Source organism: Sphingomonas caeni (genome assembly GCF_026013415.1).
Classification (GTDB): Bacteria; Pseudomonadota; Alphaproteobacteria; order Sphingomonadales; family Sphingomonadaceae; genus Sphingomonas; species Sphingomonas caeni.
Window position 1 is genome coordinate 189,342 of sequence record NZ_JAPDOK010000001.1, and the last position, 19,333, is coordinate 208,674.

The window sequence follows — 19,333 nt, forward strand, 5'->3', positions numbered from 1 at the left end:
TTGCGGGTTCTGCTCCATCGCAGGGACCTTCGACTTGGCCTTCTGCGGTTCGCGGCCCTTGCGGACCAGCTGGTTAATCGTCGGCATGAAGCCCTTCACCTTTGTGTTACCGGGAAGCCCGGCGGGTTACTTTGCTGGAGCCCTTCACGAAGAATACGAAAAGGCCCCGGGTGTCTTTTGACCCCCCGGGCCATTGCGTCTCCAGCAACGTTCAGCGCTTGTCCCGTGAGAATCGATGCCGGAAAACCGGCCTCTCGCGGGACGCGGGGCCTATAACGAGGGCATGGCAGGCGGTCAATGGCCTGAGACGGCCGGGGAGCAGGCGCGCGCATCGACACCCGGGCGGGCCTCAGTCGGCATCGCGCTGATAGCGGATTTGGGGGCGGAATCCATAGGTTTTCAATCGTCTGCTCGGCATGCTGGCCGGAATGCCGGTGCCGGTGCTGACGGGCCTGGTCCCGCCGCCCGCCGACGCCGCACCCGCTTCCTAAGGGGATCGCAACCTCTGTTCGCTAGGCCGGGCGAATGGCCGCCTGGCGTCTCTCGATCATCAGCCCCACTCTGAAGGTGGAGGTCAGGCGCCGTCTTGTCGCGCGGCAAGGGCCATTGCTCGCCGCCGCGGGCGCGCTGGGATCGGCGCTGCTGCTCGGCTGGAGTTCGCCCGCGCCGTTGCTCGCGATCAACCTCACCCTGATCGGCATGGCCGGAGTCGCGGGGCTCGGGCTGCTCGCCTATCTGTTCGCGCGGCTGACCGTGGCGCCGCTGGCCGACCCGCGCGTCGCCGCGCTCGCCGCCGCGCTGATCCCGCCCGCGCTCTTCCCCGGAGTCGGGGTCCAGGCGCTGATTATCCCCGTATTTCTCTCGCTTTGGCTCGCCTGGCGGCGCAGCGATCAACGTGTCGTCGCGCTAATGGTGCAATGCGGCGCGCTGGTTGGGCTGGTCAGTGCCGCAGGCGGCGACCCCGTTAACCATTTTATCTTCGCAACAATGCACGGTATAGCACTGTTTTTCATCCTCAATTGCCTCGATGGAAGCGCCAATGACAATCCCTCAATGGAACGAATGGGGGGTGAAACATGGCTGCCGCAAAATCCGCGTTATGCTAGAGCAGTCCGGTTTTCGGAGTCGGGGAGTGGGGAGTAACTAATGGCTATGTTTAACAACAATAATCGGGGTCGCGACGAACGCCCGGCAATGCCGCCGGCACCGCCGCAGCAAAGCAGCTCGAGCAAGCGCGGCATGTTCTCGGTGATCGGGCCCGACATGATCATCACCGGCAACGTCACCGCCACCGCCGATCTGCACATCGACGGCCGCGTCGAAGGCGATGTCAGCTGCGGCAGCCTCGCCCAGGGCGCGGAAAGCCAGGTTTTCGGCAGCGTCACCGCCGAGACCGCGCGCATTGCCGGCGCGATCGAGGGCACCGTCCGCGTCAAGCAGCTCACGGTCGAGCGCTCGGCCAAGATCACCGGCGATGTCGAATATGAGAACATCACCATCGAGAATGGCGGCAATATCGACGGGCGCCTGAAGCATATGAGCACGGTCAATACGAGCGCAGCCGCAGGCCCGCGCCCGGTCGAGACCGCCGTCAGCTCGCCCTTCGGCGTGGCGAACGAGGAAGCCGCCTGATCCTCTGATCGGGGCGTTTTGAAAAGCGGCGCGATTCCCCCGGGAGCCGCGCCGCTTTCGATTCAGACGACCTTGCGTCCGAACACCGGGCGCGCAGGCGCGGGATCGGGCGCCTCGATCAGTCCGGCAGCCTTTTTCGACATATAGCGGGCGAGCGCGGCATCGGCGTCGAAGCTGGCCGGTGCGGCCTGGCCGGAGGCGGACACGCGCCCTCCCCCGCCCCGCGCCTTCATCGCCAGCAGCGAATCGACGAACTCCTGATAGCGCGCCTGGTGCAGCTCGGTGGTGGCGAGCGGGAGCTTGAACTCGGTGCTGCCATTGCCGTCGCGGTGAAGGACGACGAGCTGCCATGCCTGCGACTTGCCGGTACCGGTCAGCACAATCGAGGCGTCGCCGACATCGGCCCAGGCGATCCGCCGCGTCCGCCACCAGGTCTTGAGCACGAGCGCATCGGATCCGGCCTCAACCGCGACCCGGTCGCCCACCAGGATCATCATCGCCCGCGTCGCGCCCACGGTGAAGGCGATCCAGATCAGCGGAATGAGCACGCCGTGCCCGATCCCGGTCGCGAAGATACGCCCCTTGCGTGACTGCGCGGCCCAGTCGGGATGGAGATAGAGCATGAGGAGGAAGGCAGCGCCCAGGCCGCAGAGCAAAGCCACGCCGACCAGCTTGCCCTTGCCGTACCGAAGCGTTTCCATGGACCGAGCCCCCAGGATTGCGGGCGCAACTCTGCCTTTGGGGGACCTAAGGCCGGGTTAATCCCTCAGCGGATCGTGGCCCCAGTTCATCAGCGACCAGCGCCAGCGCGATCCGGGCACGCGCCATTCGTCGTGCGGCCCCTGCCCGCGATGCCGCGCGACGAAGCCCGCGACCTTGCGCATATGGGCATAGTCGCCGCCGTCCAGTGCCGCGCGCGGCATGCGCAGGATCGCCGCGATCCGCCGGCCCGAGATGCGGCCGACCGTGTCGGTTTCGCCCGGGCGCGTATAGCCGACCTTTCGGCTCTCCTCGGTCGCGAGCCATGCCTCGATCTCGTCCGCACTCATGTTCACCGCGGCGTGGAAGCGCGCCCAGACCTGGTCGTGATCGTCCTTGCCCATGCCCGCCCACATGACCCGAGGCGGCACATTTCTCAACCGCGTTCGCGCACCCAGCCCGGCGGGATCATCCGGCCGGTCGCCTCGTCGCGCGTCCAGCCCTCTGCCAATTGTTTGCGCTCGTCATGCGCCGCGATCGCATTCAGCTTGGTCATGATGCTTTCGGTCACCTCCTCGGGACTTCGCACCCTGCGCCACGCATTGCCGCGCGCCGGCTTGCCGCGCCGTTTTTCCTCGCGCCATTTAAGGAAGCGCAGCGCCAGATCGGGATCGAAGCGCGATTGACCCGCCTCCGCCACGGCGGGCCCCGACGCGGAAGGCGATTCCGCCACCGGCTCACCATCGGCGCCGCATCGATCGATTCCCAGCGTCGCCAGCCGGAATTCGAGCACCACTTCCGCTTCTTCCAGCGCCGCCTCCATCTGGCGCTCGAAGGCGGGCCACTTCCGCCGCCGCTGCCACACGAGGCTTTCCGAAAAGCCGATCGCGCGCGCTGCAGCCGCCACATTGCCGCAGCCGCGCAACGTGTCCAGGAACAGATCCTCGGCCCGCTTCGACCATTTGCCGGTCCGTGTCGCGACGATCTGAACCCGCCCGCTCCGTCCTCCGCGGATCGTCTCGAATTCGGCATCGCCGTCATGCGCGAACGGATCGGTCGCCCCCGCCAGCCGCCGGTGTGCCTCCTCCAGCGCCGCGCGGCACTCCAGCTCGAACGCGGCATCGCGCCTGCGCCTTTGCTCGGGCACGGTCCGGTCAAACCCCAAAGACCGCGCCGCCGCCGCCTGATTCCCCGATCGCCGCAAATGATCGAGAAACGCCACCCGCCGCTCCACCGTAAACCGCCGCACCTTCCGCTTGGCCATGAGTTCGCCTCGAAAATGGGAACGAAAGCGGAACATTTCCCACATTGCAAGAAGGCAATGGGGTGCGTGCGCACGTTATCACTCCGTCCGCTATGCGCCCCAATGTCGGCCGTTCAGCTCGGCGACCGACGAACCTGGAAGCGGACGCTCGCTCAGATTGCTGAGTGACGGCAGCTAACGACCCAATTGCTGACGTTCGATTGGCTTAGCTATCTAAAGACGTCGTCCAGTTCCTTGTCACCGACAATTCGAAGGGCCAGCGTACCGCGCACGCCGTTGACGATCAGGGCGAGCAGTACGGCTCTGATCAAGAATGCGGTGACAGACTGAATCGACGTTGGCGAAGCGCCGAGCAGTGCAGAGTCAAGAATCAAGGCAAGTCCTGCCAAGCCCCCTCCGATCCACCCTTTCGCCTGCCAAAGGCGTATGCCCCCAACCAGAAAAAGTAGGGGAATGAGGCTGGCTCCGATGAACCACGCGACAGCGTTGCCGAGGGGCTTATCGGCGACGCTCAGAAAAGCGAAATTGCCTATCGTCAAACGAGCAGCCTGGAAAAAGCAGGCGCCGCCGCCCCACCTTGATGCGCGCTTGGCACTTTCCCGCGTCGCCAAGCCTGCCAACCAAGTTGCCACGATAGAAGCCTCCCGCGAACGTCACGCAAACTGGCGAAGAAGGGATCGGCGAGCAAGCTGTGTCGCTACAGATGTCCGGTTTCCACCCAATTTCGGACATCCACCGTGACCAGGCGCATTCGCCGACACGAACGGCCGAGATTGGGTGGGAAGCTGCCGCTAGAATGCACTTCGCTCAACCGGGACCCCGACGGTAGTCAATGCTCGGACAAGGTCCGACGACAGCTTTGGGTTGAATTCGAAACCCACGTGCCACGCCGCTCCATCTCGTTCACACTCGATAGACAGCGAGCCGTCAGAGTGATGGAGGACCTCTGTAACATCAGAGGGCGCAATCTCGTGAAGGGCCAGCAGCGCGCGTGCCTGATCGACTGACATTTCCGCTTCAAATCGCGGCTTATTTGGCGTGGGCATAAGACCTCCTGCCTTGAGAATAGGCGAAAGGCCGGGGTGAGCAACTTCCGTTAGCAGAACGTCCGCACCTGGGTCGTTAGCTGCCGCTCGAGCAGCGGAAATGGGGACGGCAGCTTCGCGGGTTCGCCTCCCGAGAGTGGACAGGCCGCTAACGGCCCACAAGGCGACATTCGCCGGTCGCGTCTGCAACCCAGACAATCCCAAAGCGAAGGCACACTCACCCCCTAAATATGAATCACCCGCCCATAGGCCGCCAGCACGCTCTCATGCATCATCTCGCTCAGCGTCGGATGCGGGAACACCGTCTCCATCAGCTCGGCCTCGGTGGTCTCGAGCGTCTTGCCGATCGTATAGCCCTGGATCAGCTCGGTCACCTCGGCGCCGATCATGTGCGCGCCGAGCAGCTCGCCCGTCCTGGCGTCGAACACCGTCTTGATGAAGCCCTCCGCCTCGCCCAGCGCGATCGCCTTGCCGTTGCCGATGAAGGGGAAGTTGCCGACCTTGACCTCGTAGCCGGCCTCCTTCGCCTTGGCCTCGGTCAACCCCACCGACGCGATCTGCGGGTGGCAATAGGTGCAGCCCGGGATATTGCGCGGGTCCATCGCATGCGGATGGCCGCCCGCGATCGCCTCGGCCGCGATCACGCCCTCATGGCTCGCCTTGTGCGCGAGCCATGGCGGCGCGGTGACGTCGCCGATGGCGTAGAGCCCGTCGATGTTGGTCTTGCACGCGCCGTCGGTGACGATGTGCCCGCGGTCGGTCTTCACGCCGAGCGCTTCGAGCCCGATGTTCTCGGTGTTGGGGACGATGCCGATCGCGACGATGACATGGCTGAACTCGCTCGTCGCGACCTTGCCGTCCTTGTCCTTGATCGAGGCCTTCACGCCCGAGGCGCCCACTTCGAGCTTCTCGACCCCGGCCTTGGTCATGATCGTCATGCCCTGCTTCTTGAGCGACTTTTCGAGGAAGGCCGACACATCGGCATCCTCGACGGGCACGACGCGGTCGAGCATCTCGACCACCGTCACTTCCGAACCCATGTCGTTATAGAAGCTGGCGAACTCGATCCCGATCGCACCCGATCCGATCACCAGAAGCTTGGTGGGCATCTCGCCCGGCGTCATCGCGTGGCGATAGGTCCAGACGCGCTTGCCGTCGGCGGGCGCGAAGGGCAGGTCGCGGGCCCGGGCGCCGGTGGCGACAATGATGTTCTTGGCGGTCAGTTCGGTCTTGCCGCCGTCCTTGTCGGTGACGGTCAGCTTGCCCTTCGCGGTCAAGACCCCGGTGCCCATATGCACCGCGATCTTGTTCTTCTTCATGAGGCCGGTGACGCCCTTGTTGAGCTGCGACGCGACGCCGCGCGAGCGCTTCACCACCGCGTCGAGGTCCGCGCTGATCTTCTCGGCGGCCAGCCCGTAATCCTTGGCGTGCTGCATGTAGTGGAAGATCTCGGCCGAGCGGAGCAGCGCCTTGGTGGGGATGCAGCCCCAGTTGAGGCAGATGCCACCCAGCAGCTCGCGCTCGACGATCGCGGTCTTGAGGCCCAGCTGGCTCGCCCGGATCGCGGCGACATAGCCGCCCGGGCCCGAACCGAGGACCAGACAATCGTAAGTTTCAGCCATTGCTCATCATTCCCATGCAAGTCAGCAGCCACCCCGAAAGGCTCCACACCACGCCCCACACCGCGCCGATCACGAATACCGAACTCAGCCGGTGCACGATCCCGTTTGCGTCGAGCTTCGGCAGCTGGTGGCGCTGGGTGACGAGGGTGCCCAGCACCAGAAACAGGCCGCCGACGATCAGCGCGCGCAGCGCGCCCAGCGGGCCGAACGCCACGTCCGCCCAATTGCCTTCGAACGGCAGGAACACCAGCACGCTGAGTAGCGCCAGCGCCGGATAGATCGGGATCAGCAGCAGCAGGTCGCCGCCGCTCATCTTGAGCCGTCCGCAAAACGCCATCACCATCGGCACCGACAGCATCAGCACCGCGACGAGCAGCCCCTGGAGCAGCGCGAACGGGATCGTGGGAAAGCCCATCAGCTGGCGGCCTTCACGAACGGCGGAACGTCGCGCGGACGCCGCGCCTCGTCGATGGCGACGAAGGTGAAACTGGCTTCGGTCACTTTGTGCATTTCTTCCTCATGGCGGTGGCGGCGCCACGCCTCGACCGCGACGGTCATCGATGTACGGCCGGTGCGGACCAGTTCGGCGAAGACCGACAGCTCGTCGCCGACCGACACGGGCAAATGAAACTGCATCCCCTCCACCGCGATCGTCACCGCGCGGCCATGGGCGTGGCGCGACGCCACCGAACCTGCGGCGCTGTCCATCCAGCTCATCAGCCAGCCGCCGAAAATGTCGCCATAGGGGTTGGCATCGGCGGGCATGGCGATGACGCGAATCGTGGGCGCGCGCTGCGGCGGCGAACCTTCGGGCATGTCAGGCATCGCCCTCGCCCCCGGAGCCGGCCTTGCCCGCGGCATTGGCGATGATGGCCTTGTCCTCCTCATAGGCGCGGCGGATCGGGCCGACGCCCATCAGGATCACCGCCCCCATTGCGATATAGGCGACCAGCCAGATGTCCTTTTCCGCCAATGGGTACGACCAGGTGGCGAGCGCGGCGATCAGCATCGCGGCGAAGATGCCGATCACGATATGGAGGACCTCAAGCAGGACACGCATCGCCCGGGCCTCAGGCGATCATGCCCATGGGCGATTCGACGAGTTCCTTGAACAGCTTCATCAGCTCGGCGCCGTCGGCGCCGTCGATCGCGCGGTGATCGAAGCTGCCGGTGGCCGACATGATTGTCGCGACGCCCAGCGCGTCGTCGATCACATAGGGCCGCTTCTCGCCCGCGCCGATCGCCATGATCATGCCCTGGGGCGGATTGATCACCGCCTCGAACTGCTTGATGCCGTACATGCCCATGTTGCTGAGGCTGGCGGTACCGCCCTGATATTCGTGCGGCTGGAGCTTGCCCTCGCGCGCGCGGCCCGCCAGGTCCTTCATCTCGGTCGAGATGGCCGAGGGGCTCTTGCCCGCAGCGTCGCGGACGATCGGGGTGATCAGGCCGGTGGGGGTCGAGACCGCGACCGAGACGTCGGCACGCTGGTACTTGATCAGCTTGTCGCCGGTATAGGTGACATTGCACTTGGGGCTCTGGATGAGGGCGACGCCGAGCGCCTTGATCAGCAGATCGTTGACCGAGAGCTTGACGTTCCGCGCGGCCAGCGCCGCATTGAGCTCGGTACGCAGCTTGAGCAAGGCGTCGAGGCGGATATCGACGGTCAGATAGATGTGCGGGACGGTCTGCTTCGATTCGGTGAGGCGGCGCGCGATCGTCTTGCGGATGTTGGAGAGCTTCTCCTCCTCGTGCGGGATCGTGTCGTCGTACCAGACCGGCTTGTGCCCGGCAGGCGCGGCCGCCGGGGCCGCCGAGGGAGCCTGAGCCGCGGGGGAAGCGGAGGCAGGTGCGGCGCCGGGCTTGGCGCCCTCGATATCGGCCTTGACGATGCGGCCATTGGGCCCCGAGCCCGATACGCCCGCGAGATCGACGCCCTTCTCGGCGGCGATGCGCTTGGCGAGCGGGCTGGCCTTGACGCGGTCGCCGGTGGCCGCGCCGTTCGCCTTGGCGGGTGCAGCCGCTGGGGCCGGAGCAGGCGCAGCTTCGGCCTTGGGAGCGGGCGCGGGCGCCGGAGCGGCGGAGACATCCTCGCCCTCGCCGGCGAGCACCATGATCACCGTGCCGACCTTCACATTGTCGGTCCCCTCGGGAACCAGGATCTTGCCGACCACGCCCTCGTCGACCGCCTCGAACTCCATCGTCGCCTTGTCGGTCTCGATCTCGGCCATCAGGTCGCCGGACTTGACGCTGTCGCCCTCCTTCACCAGCCATTTGGCGAGCGTACCCTCCTCCATGGTGGGCGAGAGGGCGGGCATCTTGATTTCGATCGACATGGGAAGGTCCCGTCTGAGTCACTGGAAAGGGCTCGTGCCTCCCTTTGCCGCCGCCGGGGGCGCGGTCAAGACGACTTGCACGAAAGGCAATCGCACGGCACCTAATGCCGAGGAGAGGACTCAGGCCCATGCGCACCTATCTGGTGGTGATCGACGAGAGTCCCGAGGCCGAGATCGCGCTGCGTTTCGCGGCGCGGCGCGCGGTGAAAACCGGCGGCAATGTCGAAATCCTCGCGCTGATTCCGCAGCCCGAATTCGTCCAGTGGGGCGGCGTGATGGCCGCGATCGAGGAGGAGGCGCGCGAACGCGCCGACGGCCTCGTCATGCGCGCGGCGGGCACGCTCTTCTCCGAATCGGGCCTCAAGCCCTCGATCACCGTGCGGCAGGGCGACGGCCCCAAGGTCGTGCGCGAGATGATCGCTGCCAATCCGGACATCGCCGCGCTCGTCCTCGGCGCGGCGGCGGGCGGCACGCCCGGCCCGCTGGTCAGCCATTTCGGCGCCGACCCGGGATCGCTCAGCATCCCGCTGATGATCGTGCCGGGCTCGCTCGACAAGGACGCGATTGACCGGTTGAGCTGATCGCCGCACCTTGCGGCCCATGCGCATCCTCATGACCCTCGCCGCCCTTGTCCTCGCCCTCCCCGCTTCGGCGCAGGTGGCGCCCGATCCGGCGCGGCTGAAATCCAGCGTCGAGACACTGGTCGGCTTCGGCACCCGCCACACGCTGTCCGACACCGAATCGCCCACCCGCGGCATCGGCGCGGCGCGGCGCTGGGCGATGGGACAGCTCGCCAGGATCGGCGACCAATGCGGCTGCATCGAGGTCGCCAATATCGGCCGGACCTTCACCGGCCCGCGCGCGCCCAATGGGGTCGAGGTGGTCGATGTGCTCGGCTTCCAGCAGGGCGCCGATCCCAAGCGCGTCGTCATCGTCATGGCGCATATCGACAGCCGCGTGACCGACGCGCTCAACGCCACCTCGGACGCGCCGGGCGCCAACGACAATGCGTCGGGCGTCGCTTTGGTGCTCGAGGCCGCGCGGATCCTGTCGAAGGAAAAGTTCCAGGCGACCATCGTCTACGCAATCGTCTCGGGCGAGGAGCAGGGGCTATGGGGCGGGCAGCTGCTCGCCGAGACCGCCAGGGAAAAGGGCTGGAACGTCACCGCGGTGCTCAACAACGATATCGTCGGCAATACGATTGGGCAGGACGGCAAGCGCTATGCGCGCCAGGTCCGCGTCTTCTCCGAGGGCATCCGCGCGGTCGAGACGCTGCCCGAGCAGCAGGCGCGCCGCGCCGATGGCGGCGAGGATGACGGCCCCAGCCGCGCGCTCGCCAAGGCGATCGACGGGATCGCGGGCACGATCCCCGGCGGGCTCGACGTGTTCGTCGACCGGCGGCCCGACCGGTTCGGGCGCGGCGGCGATCATACCCCCTTCCTCACCCTCGGCTATCCGGCGGTGCGCTTCTCGGTCCAGGCCGAGAATTGGGACGCGCAGCATCAGGATCTGCGGACCCAGAATGGCCGCGTCTATGGCGACACGCCCGACCGGATGGACTTCCCTTATCTGGCCAAGGTGACCGCGATCAACGTCGCGACGATCCGCCGCCTCGCCAACGCGCCCTCCGCACCGGGCAAGGTGACGCTCAAGGGCGATTTGTCGTTCGACACCAATGTGAGCTGGGATGCGGTGCCGGGGGCGGTCAAGTACCGCATCTATTGGCGGCGCAACGACACGCAGAACTGGGCGGGCCACAAGGATGTGACGGGAACCAGCGCGGTGCTGGCGAACGTGCCGGTCGACGATCACTTCATCGGCGTGTCGGCGATCGCCGCCGATGGGTCGGAGAGTTTGGTGACGTTCGGGGGACGCGCCAGATAAGGTCCCGCAAAACGCGTTCATTGGTGACCTTTTCCCGAGGGGAAAAGCGCAGATTGTTGGATTGATGGGGCGCCAGGGTTGCGCGGCTGATGAGGCGGGCTCGACGATGGCAAAGAGCGGCCCCGAGGTCCGGGACCCGCCGAGTTGAGCAAGCGAAATCCTACATTGCAAGCCGGTGCGAGGGTGACACCAATTCCCTCTCCCATCGGGAGAGGGAGGGAGCGACCGCAGGTCGCGGAAGGGTGAGGGTGAACGGCGTAGATGGCTCGTCACCCTCACCCTTCCCACGCCTTCGGCGCGGGCCCCTTCCCTCTCCCGACGGGAGAGGGAGTTAGCTTATCGGCACGCGCACGAGCAGCTGCATGGGCGCGGCCTGGGGCGGTGGCGGACCGGGGCGCGATAGACGCGGCGCGGGGCGCTGCGCACATAGCGGGTCGTCACCACTTCCTCCTCGACCACCTCTTCGACGATCGTGGTGGTCACCACCGGGGGCGACTGGATCACCACCGTGGTGGTGGTCGAACCCCCGCCATAATAGCCGCCGCCGGAGTAATAACCGCCATTATAGCCATAGCCCCCGCCCTGCTGGGTATAGACTTGCGGGCAGACCTGCGGGCAGCCGCCCGAGACTTGCACCGCCGGCGGCCCATAGGCCCCCGGCGGCGCATACCCCCCCTGGGGTCCCGCATAATAAGGCGGGTTCGGATCGACATAGCCGATCGGGCCGCCCTGCTGGCCGCCATAGCCCCCCGCCGACGCGCTGGCGCTCGCCGAGCTCGAGGCGTAGCCGGCGCCCGCCGAGGCGCTCGCGCTCGACCAGGCGATGCCGCTCACCGAAGCCTGCACCCCGCCCTGCGCATCGACGAGCACGGCGTCGTCATAATAACGCACCCAGTAGAAGCCATAGGGCGGCGCGCTGAGGCCGAAACTCAGATAGTCGGGAATCTGGAAGTTGGGCGACAGCCAGTAGGGGGGCAGCTGCCCGCCACGGCGCGGACGGTGATAGCCGCCCCAGCCGCCGGGCGCCTGGCTTCCGCCCCACCAGCGCCCGCCGACATTGCCGCCCCAGCGGTTGCCGCCGGGCCCATAGGCCTGGTTGGGCGCACCGGCATAGAGCGGTCCGCCCGTATTCGCCGGCATCGCGCGCATCGGCGCGCCCGGGATCGGGGCGCCCGACTGATTGTAATAAGCGGGGCCGGCAGGATCATAGGGCTGCTGATTGGCATAGACCGGCCCGCCCGTGGTCATCACCGGCGGATTGTAGCTCGGGGGATTGGGCGAGGCGTAGGGTGCGCCCGGGATCGGCGCGCCCGACTGGTTGTAATAGACGGGTCCGGGCGAAGTCACCTGCGCGGCTGCAGGCACAGCGGCGGTACACGCTGCGGCAAAAAGGGCCATTTTCAACAGACTACGCATCGTAAACTCCTCCGCCATGCCCGGCCCCCGCCCGTCATGGTTGATGAAAAGTTTACGCTTTAGCGGACCGCCCCGCCACAACGGGTCATGCTTAACAGAATCCCAATGCGGGTCAGCACCTGCCCCGCATTAAGCTTTCAGACGAGGCGGGGTCCCAGCAGCGCCATCAGCGCCTCGCACCCCGCCGCGTCGCCTGCGTCGAAGCGGGCATGGCTGGGGCTGTCCAGATCGAGCACCCCGATCAGCTCGCCCTGATGGACGATCGGCACCACCAGCTCCGAATTGCTCGCCGAGTCGCAGGCGATATGCCCGGGAAAGGCGTGGACGTCCGCGACGAGCCGGGTCTCGCGCGCCGCCGCCGCCGCGCCGCACACGCCCTTGCCGAACGGGATGCGGATGCACGCCACCTTGCCCTGGAACGGCCCCAGCACCAGTTCGCCGCCGACATTGCGGTAGAAACCCGCCCAATTGAGATCGGGCAGATATTCCCACAGCAAAGCGGCGGCATTGGCCATGTTGGCGATCGAATCGGGCTCGCCGGCGGTCAGCGAATCGAGCGCGGCGGAAAGCTCGCGATAGAGGTCGGCCTTGCTGCCGGCGGTGATGGTGAAGTCGTACATGCTGTTTCCTAGTCGAGCGAAACCCTGCCGCGTCCTGCCTTGATCTGGGCACGCCCCTTCTTTTCGTCCACCCGCTTCGCCTTGGCCGCCTTGCTCGGCTTGGTCGGGCGGCGCTTGGCCTGCCGCTCATGTGCCTTGACGAGCAGTTCGGCCACCCGCTCGCGCGCGTCGGCGCGGTTGGCCTCCTGCGTGCGGAACTTGCGCGCGGTGATCACCAGCTCGCCGCCCGAGGTCATCCTGGTCCCCGCGAGGGTCTTCAGCCGCTGATAGGCATAGGGCTCGAGCCCCAGCCGGAACACATCGACGCGCAGCTGCACCGCGGTCGCGACCTTGTTGACATTCTGCCCCCCGGGTCCGGACGCCGCGAGGAACTTCTCCTCGACGATGGCATCTTCCCAGGAACGATCGGCTTCAGCCACGCCCGAACCCGACATTGTGGAAGCGCACCGGCAGCGGCGCTTCGGCGGTGACATCGGGCTTGCCCTCGCGCGGCAGGATCAGCCCCGCGGCGTGGAGCATCACCGCCGGCCCGCCCTTGCCGTAGACCGGATCGCCGACGATCGGCAGCCCCAGCCCCTCGGCGGCATGGACGCGCAGCTGATGGGTGCGGCCCGTCTCGGGATAGAAAGCGAGCATCGCCCGGCCCTTGACCCGCTCGATCACCTTCCAGCGGGTCCGCGCGGGCTTGCCCCCGGGGTCCCCGGTCATGCGCCAGCCTTCCTCCGCGGACGAGACCTTGATCAGCGGCAGGTCGATCTCGCCGGTATCCGCCTCGGGCTCGCCCTCGAGGATCGCGACATAGCGCTTGGTTACAGCCCCCGCCTCGAACGCCTGGCCGAAGCGCTTGTGCGCCTTGGGATTGCGCGCGAGAAGCAGGCAGCCGCTGGTATCGCGGTCGAGCCGGTGAACCGGCAGCGGCAGCCGCTTGAAGCCGAAGGTCAGCTCGCCGAGCAGATCCTCGAGGCTGGTCGCGCGGTCGCGCGGGCGATCGACCGGCAAGCCCGCGGGCTTGTCGATGACGATCGCCTCACCGTCGATGAAGAGCACGCGGTCCTTGAACATGGGGGCGCCCATGCCAGCATCCTTGGTTTCAGCAAAGCCGAAACACTGCGGCATCAGCCCGCTCCCCCACCCGGCCTCCCTTACTTCAGTAGCCCTATGGGAGGCCGGGTGGGGGAGCGGGCTGGTACCGCTTCAACGCAAGCTAATAGAGTCTCAGCGGAAGCGGATCTCGCATACCGACATGCGGCCCTGGACCGTGGTGCGCCACTGGCCGGTCCAGTCGCCGCGTATCTCGACGGCCTTGGCGCGGCATTTGGTCTCGGCATCGCGCTGGTTCCAGATCGGTCCGACCTCGATCTCGCGGACCACGGCGTTGCCGCCATAGCCGCCGTTATTGTTGCCATACCCGCCATTATTGCCATAGCCGCCGCCGCGCCGCATCTGGCAGACCGACATCCGGCCCGCCTGGGTTGTGTACCATTGGCCGGTCCATTCGAGGCGGAGTTCGGCGGCCTTGGCGCGGCATTTCTGCTCGGCATCGCGCTGGTTCCAGATCGGCCCGACCTCGACATCGCGGGTGCCGTCGCGGCCCCAATCGTCGTTGTTGCCATAGCCCCCGCCGCCGCGCCGCATCTCGCACACCGACATGCGGCCCTGCACGGTCGTGTGCCACTGCCCGGTCCAATCGAGCCGCAGCTCGGCGGCCTTGGCGCGGCATTTCTGCTCGGCGTCGCGCTGGTTCCAGATCGGCCCGACCTCGACATCGCGGGTGCCGTCGCGGCCCCAATTGTCGTTACGCCCGCCCCAGTCATTGTCGCGGCGGCCCGGCCCCTGCCCGTCGCCGCGGCGTCCGCGCCAGCCGCGGGTGCGGTTGCCGGCATCGACATCGGTGATGCGGTAGAGCAGCCGCGTCGGCGCGAACACCGGCGTGCCGTAAATCTCGCCGCGGTTGAGGTCGATCTGCACGCGGACGCCGCCGCGCGCGCGGTCGATCAGCCACACGCCGCCATAGTCACGCCGCTCCTGTTCGAATTCGTGGATCACCGTTCCCTGGTCGCCATATTCGATCCAGCGCCCGCTCTCGAGCTGCTCGAACGAGCCGCCGCCGCTGTGGAAGACGCGGGTGACGGTGTTGCCGTTCACCCCGCCCCAACGGTCCTGCAACGGGGCGACGGGGCTGGCGGGGGCGGTGAAGGCGGGCGCGGCGGCAAGCGCGGCGGCGAGAAGCAGGGCAGGCATGACATCGTCTCCCTTGGATGATCGCATGGTTGTGCAGCGTTCAACTCGCAAGCGCAACGATAGTGCCGCCGCGCGCCAAATCGCGGCCGTCCCGAAGGGGACGGCCGCGACCGGGGGAAGACCGGGGATGTCAGAGGGCGGGTTCGAGGGTCCTTTCCGCAGCGGCGACCTTGCCCGCCAGCGCGGCGATCTTGCGGCCCTGATAGCGCGCGCCGTCCAGCTCGCTCGCGCTCGGGCGGCGGCTGCCATTGCCGTCGGCGATGGTGGTCGCGCCATAGGGCGATCCGCCCTTGACCTCGTCCACGCCGCCCTGGCCCTGAAAGCCATAGTCGAGCCCAACCACCGTCAGCCCGAAATGCATCAGGTTGGTGATGATCGAGAAGAGCGTGGTCTCCTGCCCGCCATGCTGGGTCGCGGTCGAGGTGAAGGCGCCGCCGATCTTGCCGTTGAGCTTGCCGCTCATCCACAGGCCGCCGGCCTTGTCCCAAAAGGCCGCCATCTGGCTGGGCATCCGCCCGAAGCGGGTCGGCGCGCCGACGATGATGCCGTCATAGTCGCCGAGCGCGTTGACGTCGTCGAGCTGGGGATGGGTCTGGTCGACCACGAAGCCCGCGGCTTCGGCGACCTCGAACGGCGCGGTTTCGGGCACGCGGCGGACATCGACCTCGGCCCCGGCGCTGCGCGCGCCATCGGCGACCGCGTCGGCCATGGTCGCGAGGTGGCCATAGGAGGAATAATAAAGGACGAGGATCTTGGGCATGAGAGTCTCCTTCCCCTCCCGCGGGTGCGGAAGGGCGTGATTGGAAATCGGAAAGGGTGGGGAGAGGCGTGTTTAGGGGGCTGGCCTCTCCCCGGGGATCGATTCAGTCGGCGTCGACCAGGACGATCTCGGCGTCTTCGAGCGCGGTGATCGTGACGGTCTTGCCGCCGGTCAGCGCGGCGCCGTCGCGGGCGTTGATCCGCTCGCCATCGATCTCGAGCGCGCCGGTGGCGGGGACGAGATAGGCGTGGCGGCCCTCGCCAACGCTGTGGGTCAGGCTCTCGCCGGCCTTGAGTGTCGCGCCCAGCACGCGGGCATCGGCGCGGATCGGCAGCGCGTCGCCATCCTCGGCGAACCCGCTCGCCAGCGTCACGAAACGGCCGCTGCGGTCGCCCTTGGGAAACGGCTTGGCGCCCCAGCTCGGCTGGCCGCCGCCTTCGCGCGGCAGGATCCAGATCTGGAAGAGCGTCGTCGTCTCGGGCTCGAGATTATATTCGGCGTGGCGGATGCCACTGCCCGCGCTCATCACCTGGACGTCGCCGGCCTCGGTTCGGCCCTTGTTGCCCATCGAGTCCTGGTGCGTGATCGCGCCTTTGCGGACATAGGTGATGATTTCCATATTCTGGTGCGGATGCGCCGGAAAGCCCGAATTCGGGCCGATCTCGTCGTCGTTCCACACGCGCAGCGCGCCCCAGCCCATCCGGGCCGGGTCGTGATAGTCCGCGAAACTGAAATGGTGCCGCGCGTTGAGCCAGCCATGGTCCGCATGGCCGAGGGTTTCGAAGGGGCGGCGGTCGATGGTGGTAGTGGTGGTGTCGATCATGTCGATGATCCTTGTTAGCTTGGCCCCTAGATAAGCCATCGGATCACCGCGTAAATGGAAACGTTGGAAACAGATGGTTTCTGGTTTACACATTCCTCCCCCGCTGCGCAGGCAGCGGGGGAGGTGGCAGGCGAAGCCTGACGGAGGGGGCTTCACCACTAACCGCAGGCTAGCGGCTAATGGTGAAACCCCCTCCACCACCGCTTCGCGGCGGTCCCCCTCCCCCGCAGGTGCCCTGCGAGGGAGGAAAAGGAAAACGAATGAAACTCCCCGATTTCGAAGCCTGGGCGATCTTCGCCTCCGTGGTCGAGCATCGCAGCTTCAGCGGCGCCGCGACCGCGCTCGGCGTCTCCAAGGCGACCGTCTCCAAGGCGATCAGCCGGCTCGAGACCCGCCTCGGCACCACCCTGTTCCACCGCACCTCGCGCCGCCTGACGCTCACCGACAGCGGCCAAGCGCTCGCCGAGCGCGCCCAGCGCATCCTCACCGAGGGCCAATGCGCCGAGGAGCATGCGCTCGACGCCGCCAGCGCGCCCGCGGGCCTGGTCCGCATCGCCGCGCCGCTCACCTTCGGAATCAAGGCGCTCGGCCCCGTCCTCGCCGATTTCCTTGGCGCACACCCCGCCATCCGCATCGACCTGCGACTCTCCGATGCGTTCGTCGATATCGTGGGCGAGGGGATCGACATCGCCGTCCGCATCGCCGAACTGCCCGACAGCTCGCTTCGCGCGCGCCGCCTCGGCCCGGTCACCGGCCATATCGTCGGCTCCCCCGCCTATTTCGAACGGCATGGCCGCCCGCGCCACCCCGCCGATCTCGCGACCCATGCCTGCTTCACCTATGCCAATATCGCCAATCCCGATGTCTGGCGCTTTCGCAAGGCGGGCGGCGAGGAGGCGTCGGTGCGCGTCGAGGGCCCGATCCGCACCGACAATGGCGAGGCGATCCTCCCCGCGCTGCGCGCCGGGCTCGGCATCGCGGTCCTGCCCGGCTTCATCGTCGACGAGGACCTCGCGGCGGGCCGCCTCGAAAGCGTGCTCCCCGAATGGTCGGCGGGCGCTTCGGGCCTGCACCTCATCACGCCCCCCGGAACGCTCCGCCCCGCGCGCGTCGAGGTGCTGCTCGACTATCTGACCGAACGCCTGCGCAAGGCCTGCGCCGAACCGCGCTGACCCTTTACGAGTCATTACGGAAGTTTCGCCGGCCCCGCCCCCCTCTAGAGCGATTCGCATAGCGCTTGACTCGCCGCGACTCGCGGAGTCAGGCCGGTTAGGACGAAATTAACCTTTTGCCTTCAGACACGCTTAGGTTAATGAATCGCTCAGGGTGAGGGTGCCAGGTGGGCAACGACATCCGGGGGCAAGGGGACTGCTGATGCGCGTGTTGCTGATCGAGGACGAGCCTAGCACGGCCAAGGCGATCGAGCTTATGCTCACGACCGAAGGCTTCAATGTCTATACCACGGACCTGGGCGAAGAAGGCTTGGACCTCGCCAAGCTCTATGATTACGACATCATCCTGCTCGACCTGAACCTGCCCGATATGCACGGGTATGATGTTCTGAAGAAAGTCCGCGTGGCGCGGGTGCAAACGCCCGTGCTGATCCTGTCGGGCATCAACGAGATGGATTCGAAGGTGCGCAGCTTCGGCTTCGGCGCCGACGATTACGTCACCAAGCCGTTCCACCGCGAAGAGCTGGTCGCGCGCATCCACGCCGTGGTCCGCCGCTCGAAGGGGCATAGCCAGTCGGTCATCCGCACCGGCAAGCTCGCCGTCAATCTCGACGCCAAGACCGTCGAAGTCGATGGCGCCCGCGTGCACCTGACCGGCAAGGAATATGCGATGCTGGAGCTGCTTTCGCTCCGCAAGGGCACCACGCTCACCAAGGAAATGTTCCTCAACCACCTTTATGGCGGGATGGACGAGCCCGAGCTCAAGATCATCGACGTCTTCATCTGCAAGCTGCGCAAGAAGCTGAGCATGGCGACCGAGGGCGAGAATTATATCGAGACCGTCTGGGGCCGCGGCTATGTGCTGCGCGAGCCCGAGGGCGGCGAAGTGGCGATCTCCGAAGTCGCCTGACGCACCAGTTTTACGGGGGACAAGGGCCGCGGTTCGAAAGGACCGCGGCCCTTTTCGTTGGCGGTTAGCGGGCCGATCCGCCGCACGGCGCTGCGGCGTTCGCCGCGAACTTCCGGGCGACGATCCGGATGGTCTTGCCGCCCACCGAGACCGGGCCGGACAGCACGACGTCCCTCGCGCTGCCATAGCGGAGCGCAAGCGTGTTGGCGTCCAGCCAGTGAAGTTCCACGCCGCGGGCGCAGCGGCTGGATGCTGCCACCAGACGGGCCACGCCAATCGGCGTCTCGCCCCGATGATCCGCCGGATGCAGTTCGACCAGATAGCCGTATGGCGTCGTCGCCCCGCCATTTGTCTCGATCAGGATCGCGTGCGTGAGCCCATCCGGCGATTTGGCCCAGGCGACCTGATCGCGCGAGGGCTCCCCGAACAGATCGAGGCATCCTGAAAGCAGCAACGGAAGGATCAGGGCCGCGGCTGCACCAAGCCGCGGCCCCTTCGCCAGGTGGACAAGGGGCTGCCCGCCCGCGAACTCAGTCAAGGATGCCGACCGCCAGTTCGGCCCAGACCGTCAGGAACACGGCGAGGATCGCGACCCCGGCGAGCGTGCGCGCGGTGCTATTCCGTGTCAGCCGCACCGCGACCTCGAACGCACTGCACGCGGCCGCGAGCATCGCGCCCATGGTGATGAAATCCTCCGGACCCCAGTCCACTTCGCGGGTGAACTGCATCGCGACCGCGGGGACCGCCAGCAGCGCGGCAGCCCCGCCCCACATCGCGATCCGCCAGCTACCGCCTGCCCCGCGCATTTCCATGCTATCCGCCATTGCCCTGCCCTCCGTTGCGAGGGGCTTTTCCCAGAAACGCTTGCAGCGCTGATCCCGCCGCCGAGGAGATTTGGTGCAGAGGCG

Annotated in this window: 24 protein-coding genes and 1 pseudogene; 6 read left to right on the forward strand and 19 right to left on the reverse strand. The window is 66.9% G+C overall.

The genetic code is table 11. The annotated features are described in order from the left end of the window. Positions 1–87: pseudogene (gene rpsL, locus OF829_RS01080) on the reverse strand (30S ribosomal protein S12); the annotation flags it as partial. A 438-nt stretch (positions 88–525) separates the two neighbouring features. Here rpsL and OF829_RS01085 point away from each other — a divergent pair. Continuing rightward, entirely contained in the window at positions 526–1,143 is a 618-nt protein-coding gene (locus OF829_RS01085) for a hypothetical protein (protein WP_264938099.1), read from the forward strand. Between the two features lie 3 nt (positions 1,144–1,146). Next, a complete protein-coding gene (locus OF829_RS01090) occupies positions 1,147–1,632 on the forward strand; it encodes a bactofilin family protein (RefSeq protein WP_264938100.1) in 486 nt (161 codons plus the stop codon). A gap of 62 nt (positions 1,633–1,694) precedes the next feature. On the opposite strand, the gene OF829_RS01095 is transcribed toward OF829_RS01090, so the two are convergent. The 9 genes from OF829_RS01095 to OF829_RS01135 all read right to left on the reverse strand — a co-directional run bounded on the left by OF829_RS01095 (position 1,695) and on the right by OF829_RS01135 (position 8,599). Continuing rightward, positions 1,695–2,333: a hypothetical protein gene (locus OF829_RS01095; RefSeq protein WP_264938101.1), complete on the reverse strand. Its 639-nt coding sequence runs from the start codon at positions 2,331–2,333 to the stop codon at positions 1,695–1,697. 57 nt (positions 2,334–2,390) lie between these two features. Next, on the reverse strand, positions 2,391–2,735 hold the full coding sequence (locus tag OF829_RS01100; RefSeq protein WP_264938102.1) for a DUF3140 domain-containing protein: 345 nt from the start codon (positions 2,733–2,735) through the stop codon (positions 2,391–2,393). Positions 2,736–2,767: 32 nt separating this feature from the next. Then, a complete protein-coding gene (locus OF829_RS01105) occupies positions 2,768–3,595 on the reverse strand; it encodes a hypothetical protein (RefSeq protein ID WP_264938103.1) in 828 nt (275 codons plus the stop codon). A gap of 209 nt (positions 3,596–3,804) precedes the next feature. Beyond that, positions 3,805–4,227: a hypothetical protein gene (locus OF829_RS01110; RefSeq protein ID WP_264938104.1), complete on the reverse strand. Its 423-nt coding sequence runs from the start codon at positions 4,225–4,227 to the stop codon at positions 3,805–3,807. 638 nt (positions 4,228–4,865) lie between these two features. Next, entirely contained in the window at positions 4,866–6,263 is a 1,398-nt protein-coding gene (lpdA, locus tag OF829_RS01115) for a dihydrolipoyl dehydrogenase (protein ID WP_264938105.1), read from the reverse strand. After that, positions 6,256–6,678: a hypothetical protein gene (locus OF829_RS01120; protein ID WP_264938106.1), complete on the reverse strand. Its 423-nt coding sequence runs from the start codon at positions 6,676–6,678 to the stop codon at positions 6,256–6,258. The genes lpdA and OF829_RS01120 overlap by 8 nt, the downstream gene beginning before the upstream one ends. After that, positions 6,678–7,088: an acyl-CoA thioesterase gene (locus OF829_RS01125; protein WP_264938107.1), complete on the reverse strand. Its 411-nt coding sequence runs from the start codon at positions 7,086–7,088 to the stop codon at positions 6,678–6,680. The genes OF829_RS01120 and OF829_RS01125 overlap by 1 nt, the downstream gene beginning before the upstream one ends. Next, entirely contained in the window at positions 7,081–7,323 is a 243-nt protein-coding gene (locus OF829_RS01130) for a hypothetical protein (protein WP_264938108.1), read from the reverse strand. Before OF829_RS01130 ends, OF829_RS01125 begins: the two co-directional genes overlap by 8 nt. A 10-nt stretch (positions 7,324–7,333) precedes the next feature. Further along, on the reverse strand, positions 7,334–8,599 hold the full coding sequence (locus OF829_RS01135; protein WP_264938109.1) for a pyruvate dehydrogenase complex dihydrolipoamide acetyltransferase: 1,266 nt from the start codon (positions 8,597–8,599) through the stop codon (positions 7,334–7,336). 128 nt (positions 8,600–8,727) lie between these two features. On the opposite strand from OF829_RS01135, the gene OF829_RS01140 reads away from it, so the two are divergent. Next, positions 8,728–9,180, forward strand: a complete 453-nt coding sequence (locus tag OF829_RS01140) for a universal stress protein (protein ID WP_264938110.1) — start codon at positions 8,728–8,730, stop codon at positions 9,178–9,180. A 19-nt stretch (positions 9,181–9,199) separates the two neighbouring features. After that, a complete protein-coding gene (locus OF829_RS01145; RefSeq protein WP_264938111.1) occupies positions 9,200–10,483 on the forward strand; it encodes a M20/M25/M40 family metallo-hydrolase in 1,284 nt (427 codons plus the stop codon). 336 nt (positions 10,484–10,819) lie between these two features. Here the strand turns inward: OF829_RS01145 and OF829_RS01150 are convergent, their stop codons facing one another. The 7 genes from OF829_RS01150 to OF829_RS01180 form a co-directional block, all read right to left on the reverse strand. After that, positions 10,820–11,899: an RcnB family protein gene (locus tag OF829_RS01150; RefSeq protein ID WP_264938112.1), complete on the reverse strand. Its 1,080-nt coding sequence runs from the start codon at positions 11,897–11,899 to the stop codon at positions 10,820–10,822. A 137-nt stretch (positions 11,900–12,036) separates the two neighbouring features. Further along, the gene (locus OF829_RS01155) at positions 12,037–12,519 is read right to left on the reverse strand and encodes a GAF domain-containing protein (protein WP_264938113.1); all 483 of its coding nucleotides are present in this window, start codon (positions 12,517–12,519) and stop codon (positions 12,037–12,039) included. Positions 12,520–12,527: 8 nt separating this feature from the next. After that, entirely contained in the window at positions 12,528–12,938 is a 411-nt protein-coding gene (gene arfB, locus OF829_RS01160) for an alternative ribosome rescue aminoacyl-tRNA hydrolase ArfB (RefSeq protein WP_264938114.1), read from the reverse strand. Beyond that, positions 12,931–13,581, reverse strand: coding sequence for an RluA family pseudouridine synthase (locus OF829_RS01165; protein ID WP_264938784.1), 651 nt, complete (start codon positions 13,579–13,581; stop codon positions 12,931–12,933). The genes arfB and OF829_RS01165 overlap by 8 nt, the downstream gene beginning before the upstream one ends. Positions 13,582–13,734: 153 nt before the next feature. Beyond that, positions 13,735–14,760, reverse strand: coding sequence for a mannan-binding lectin (locus tag OF829_RS01170; protein WP_264938115.1), 1,026 nt, complete (start codon positions 14,758–14,760; stop codon positions 13,735–13,737). 130 nt (positions 14,761–14,890) lie between these two features. Beyond that, positions 14,891–15,520: an NAD(P)H:quinone oxidoreductase gene (gene wrbA, locus OF829_RS01175; RefSeq protein ID WP_264938116.1), complete on the reverse strand. Its 630-nt coding sequence runs from the start codon at positions 15,518–15,520 to the stop codon at positions 14,891–14,893. A gap of 103 nt (positions 15,521–15,623) precedes the next feature. Beyond that, positions 15,624–16,343: a pirin family protein gene (locus OF829_RS01180; protein WP_264938117.1), complete on the reverse strand. Its 720-nt coding sequence runs from the start codon at positions 16,341–16,343 to the stop codon at positions 15,624–15,626. 260 nt (positions 16,344–16,603) lie between these two features. Between OF829_RS01180 and OF829_RS01185 the strand changes: the two genes are divergently transcribed. Together OF829_RS01185 and ctrA are read left to right on the forward strand one after the other, a co-directional pair. Then, a complete protein-coding gene (locus OF829_RS01185; RefSeq protein ID WP_264938118.1) occupies positions 16,604–17,515 on the forward strand; it encodes a LysR family transcriptional regulator in 912 nt (303 codons plus the stop codon). 202 nt (positions 17,516–17,717) lie between these two features. Then, a complete protein-coding gene (gene ctrA / locus OF829_RS01190) occupies positions 17,718–18,425 on the forward strand; it encodes a response regulator transcription factor CtrA (protein ID WP_264938119.1) in 708 nt (235 codons plus the stop codon). A 64-nt stretch (positions 18,426–18,489) separates the two neighbouring features. Here ctrA and OF829_RS01195 read toward each other — a convergent pair whose 3' ends face one another. Together OF829_RS01195 and OF829_RS01200 are read right to left on the reverse strand one after the other, a co-directional pair. Further along, a complete protein-coding gene (locus OF829_RS01195) occupies positions 18,490–18,963 on the reverse strand; it encodes a hypothetical protein (protein WP_264938120.1) in 474 nt (157 codons plus the stop codon). Then, positions 18,956–19,249, reverse strand: a complete 294-nt coding sequence (locus tag OF829_RS01200; RefSeq protein ID WP_264938121.1) for a hypothetical protein — start codon at positions 19,247–19,249, stop codon at positions 18,956–18,958. Before OF829_RS01200 ends, OF829_RS01195 begins: the two co-directional genes overlap by 8 nt. Positions 19,250–19,333 lie beyond the last annotated feature (84 nt).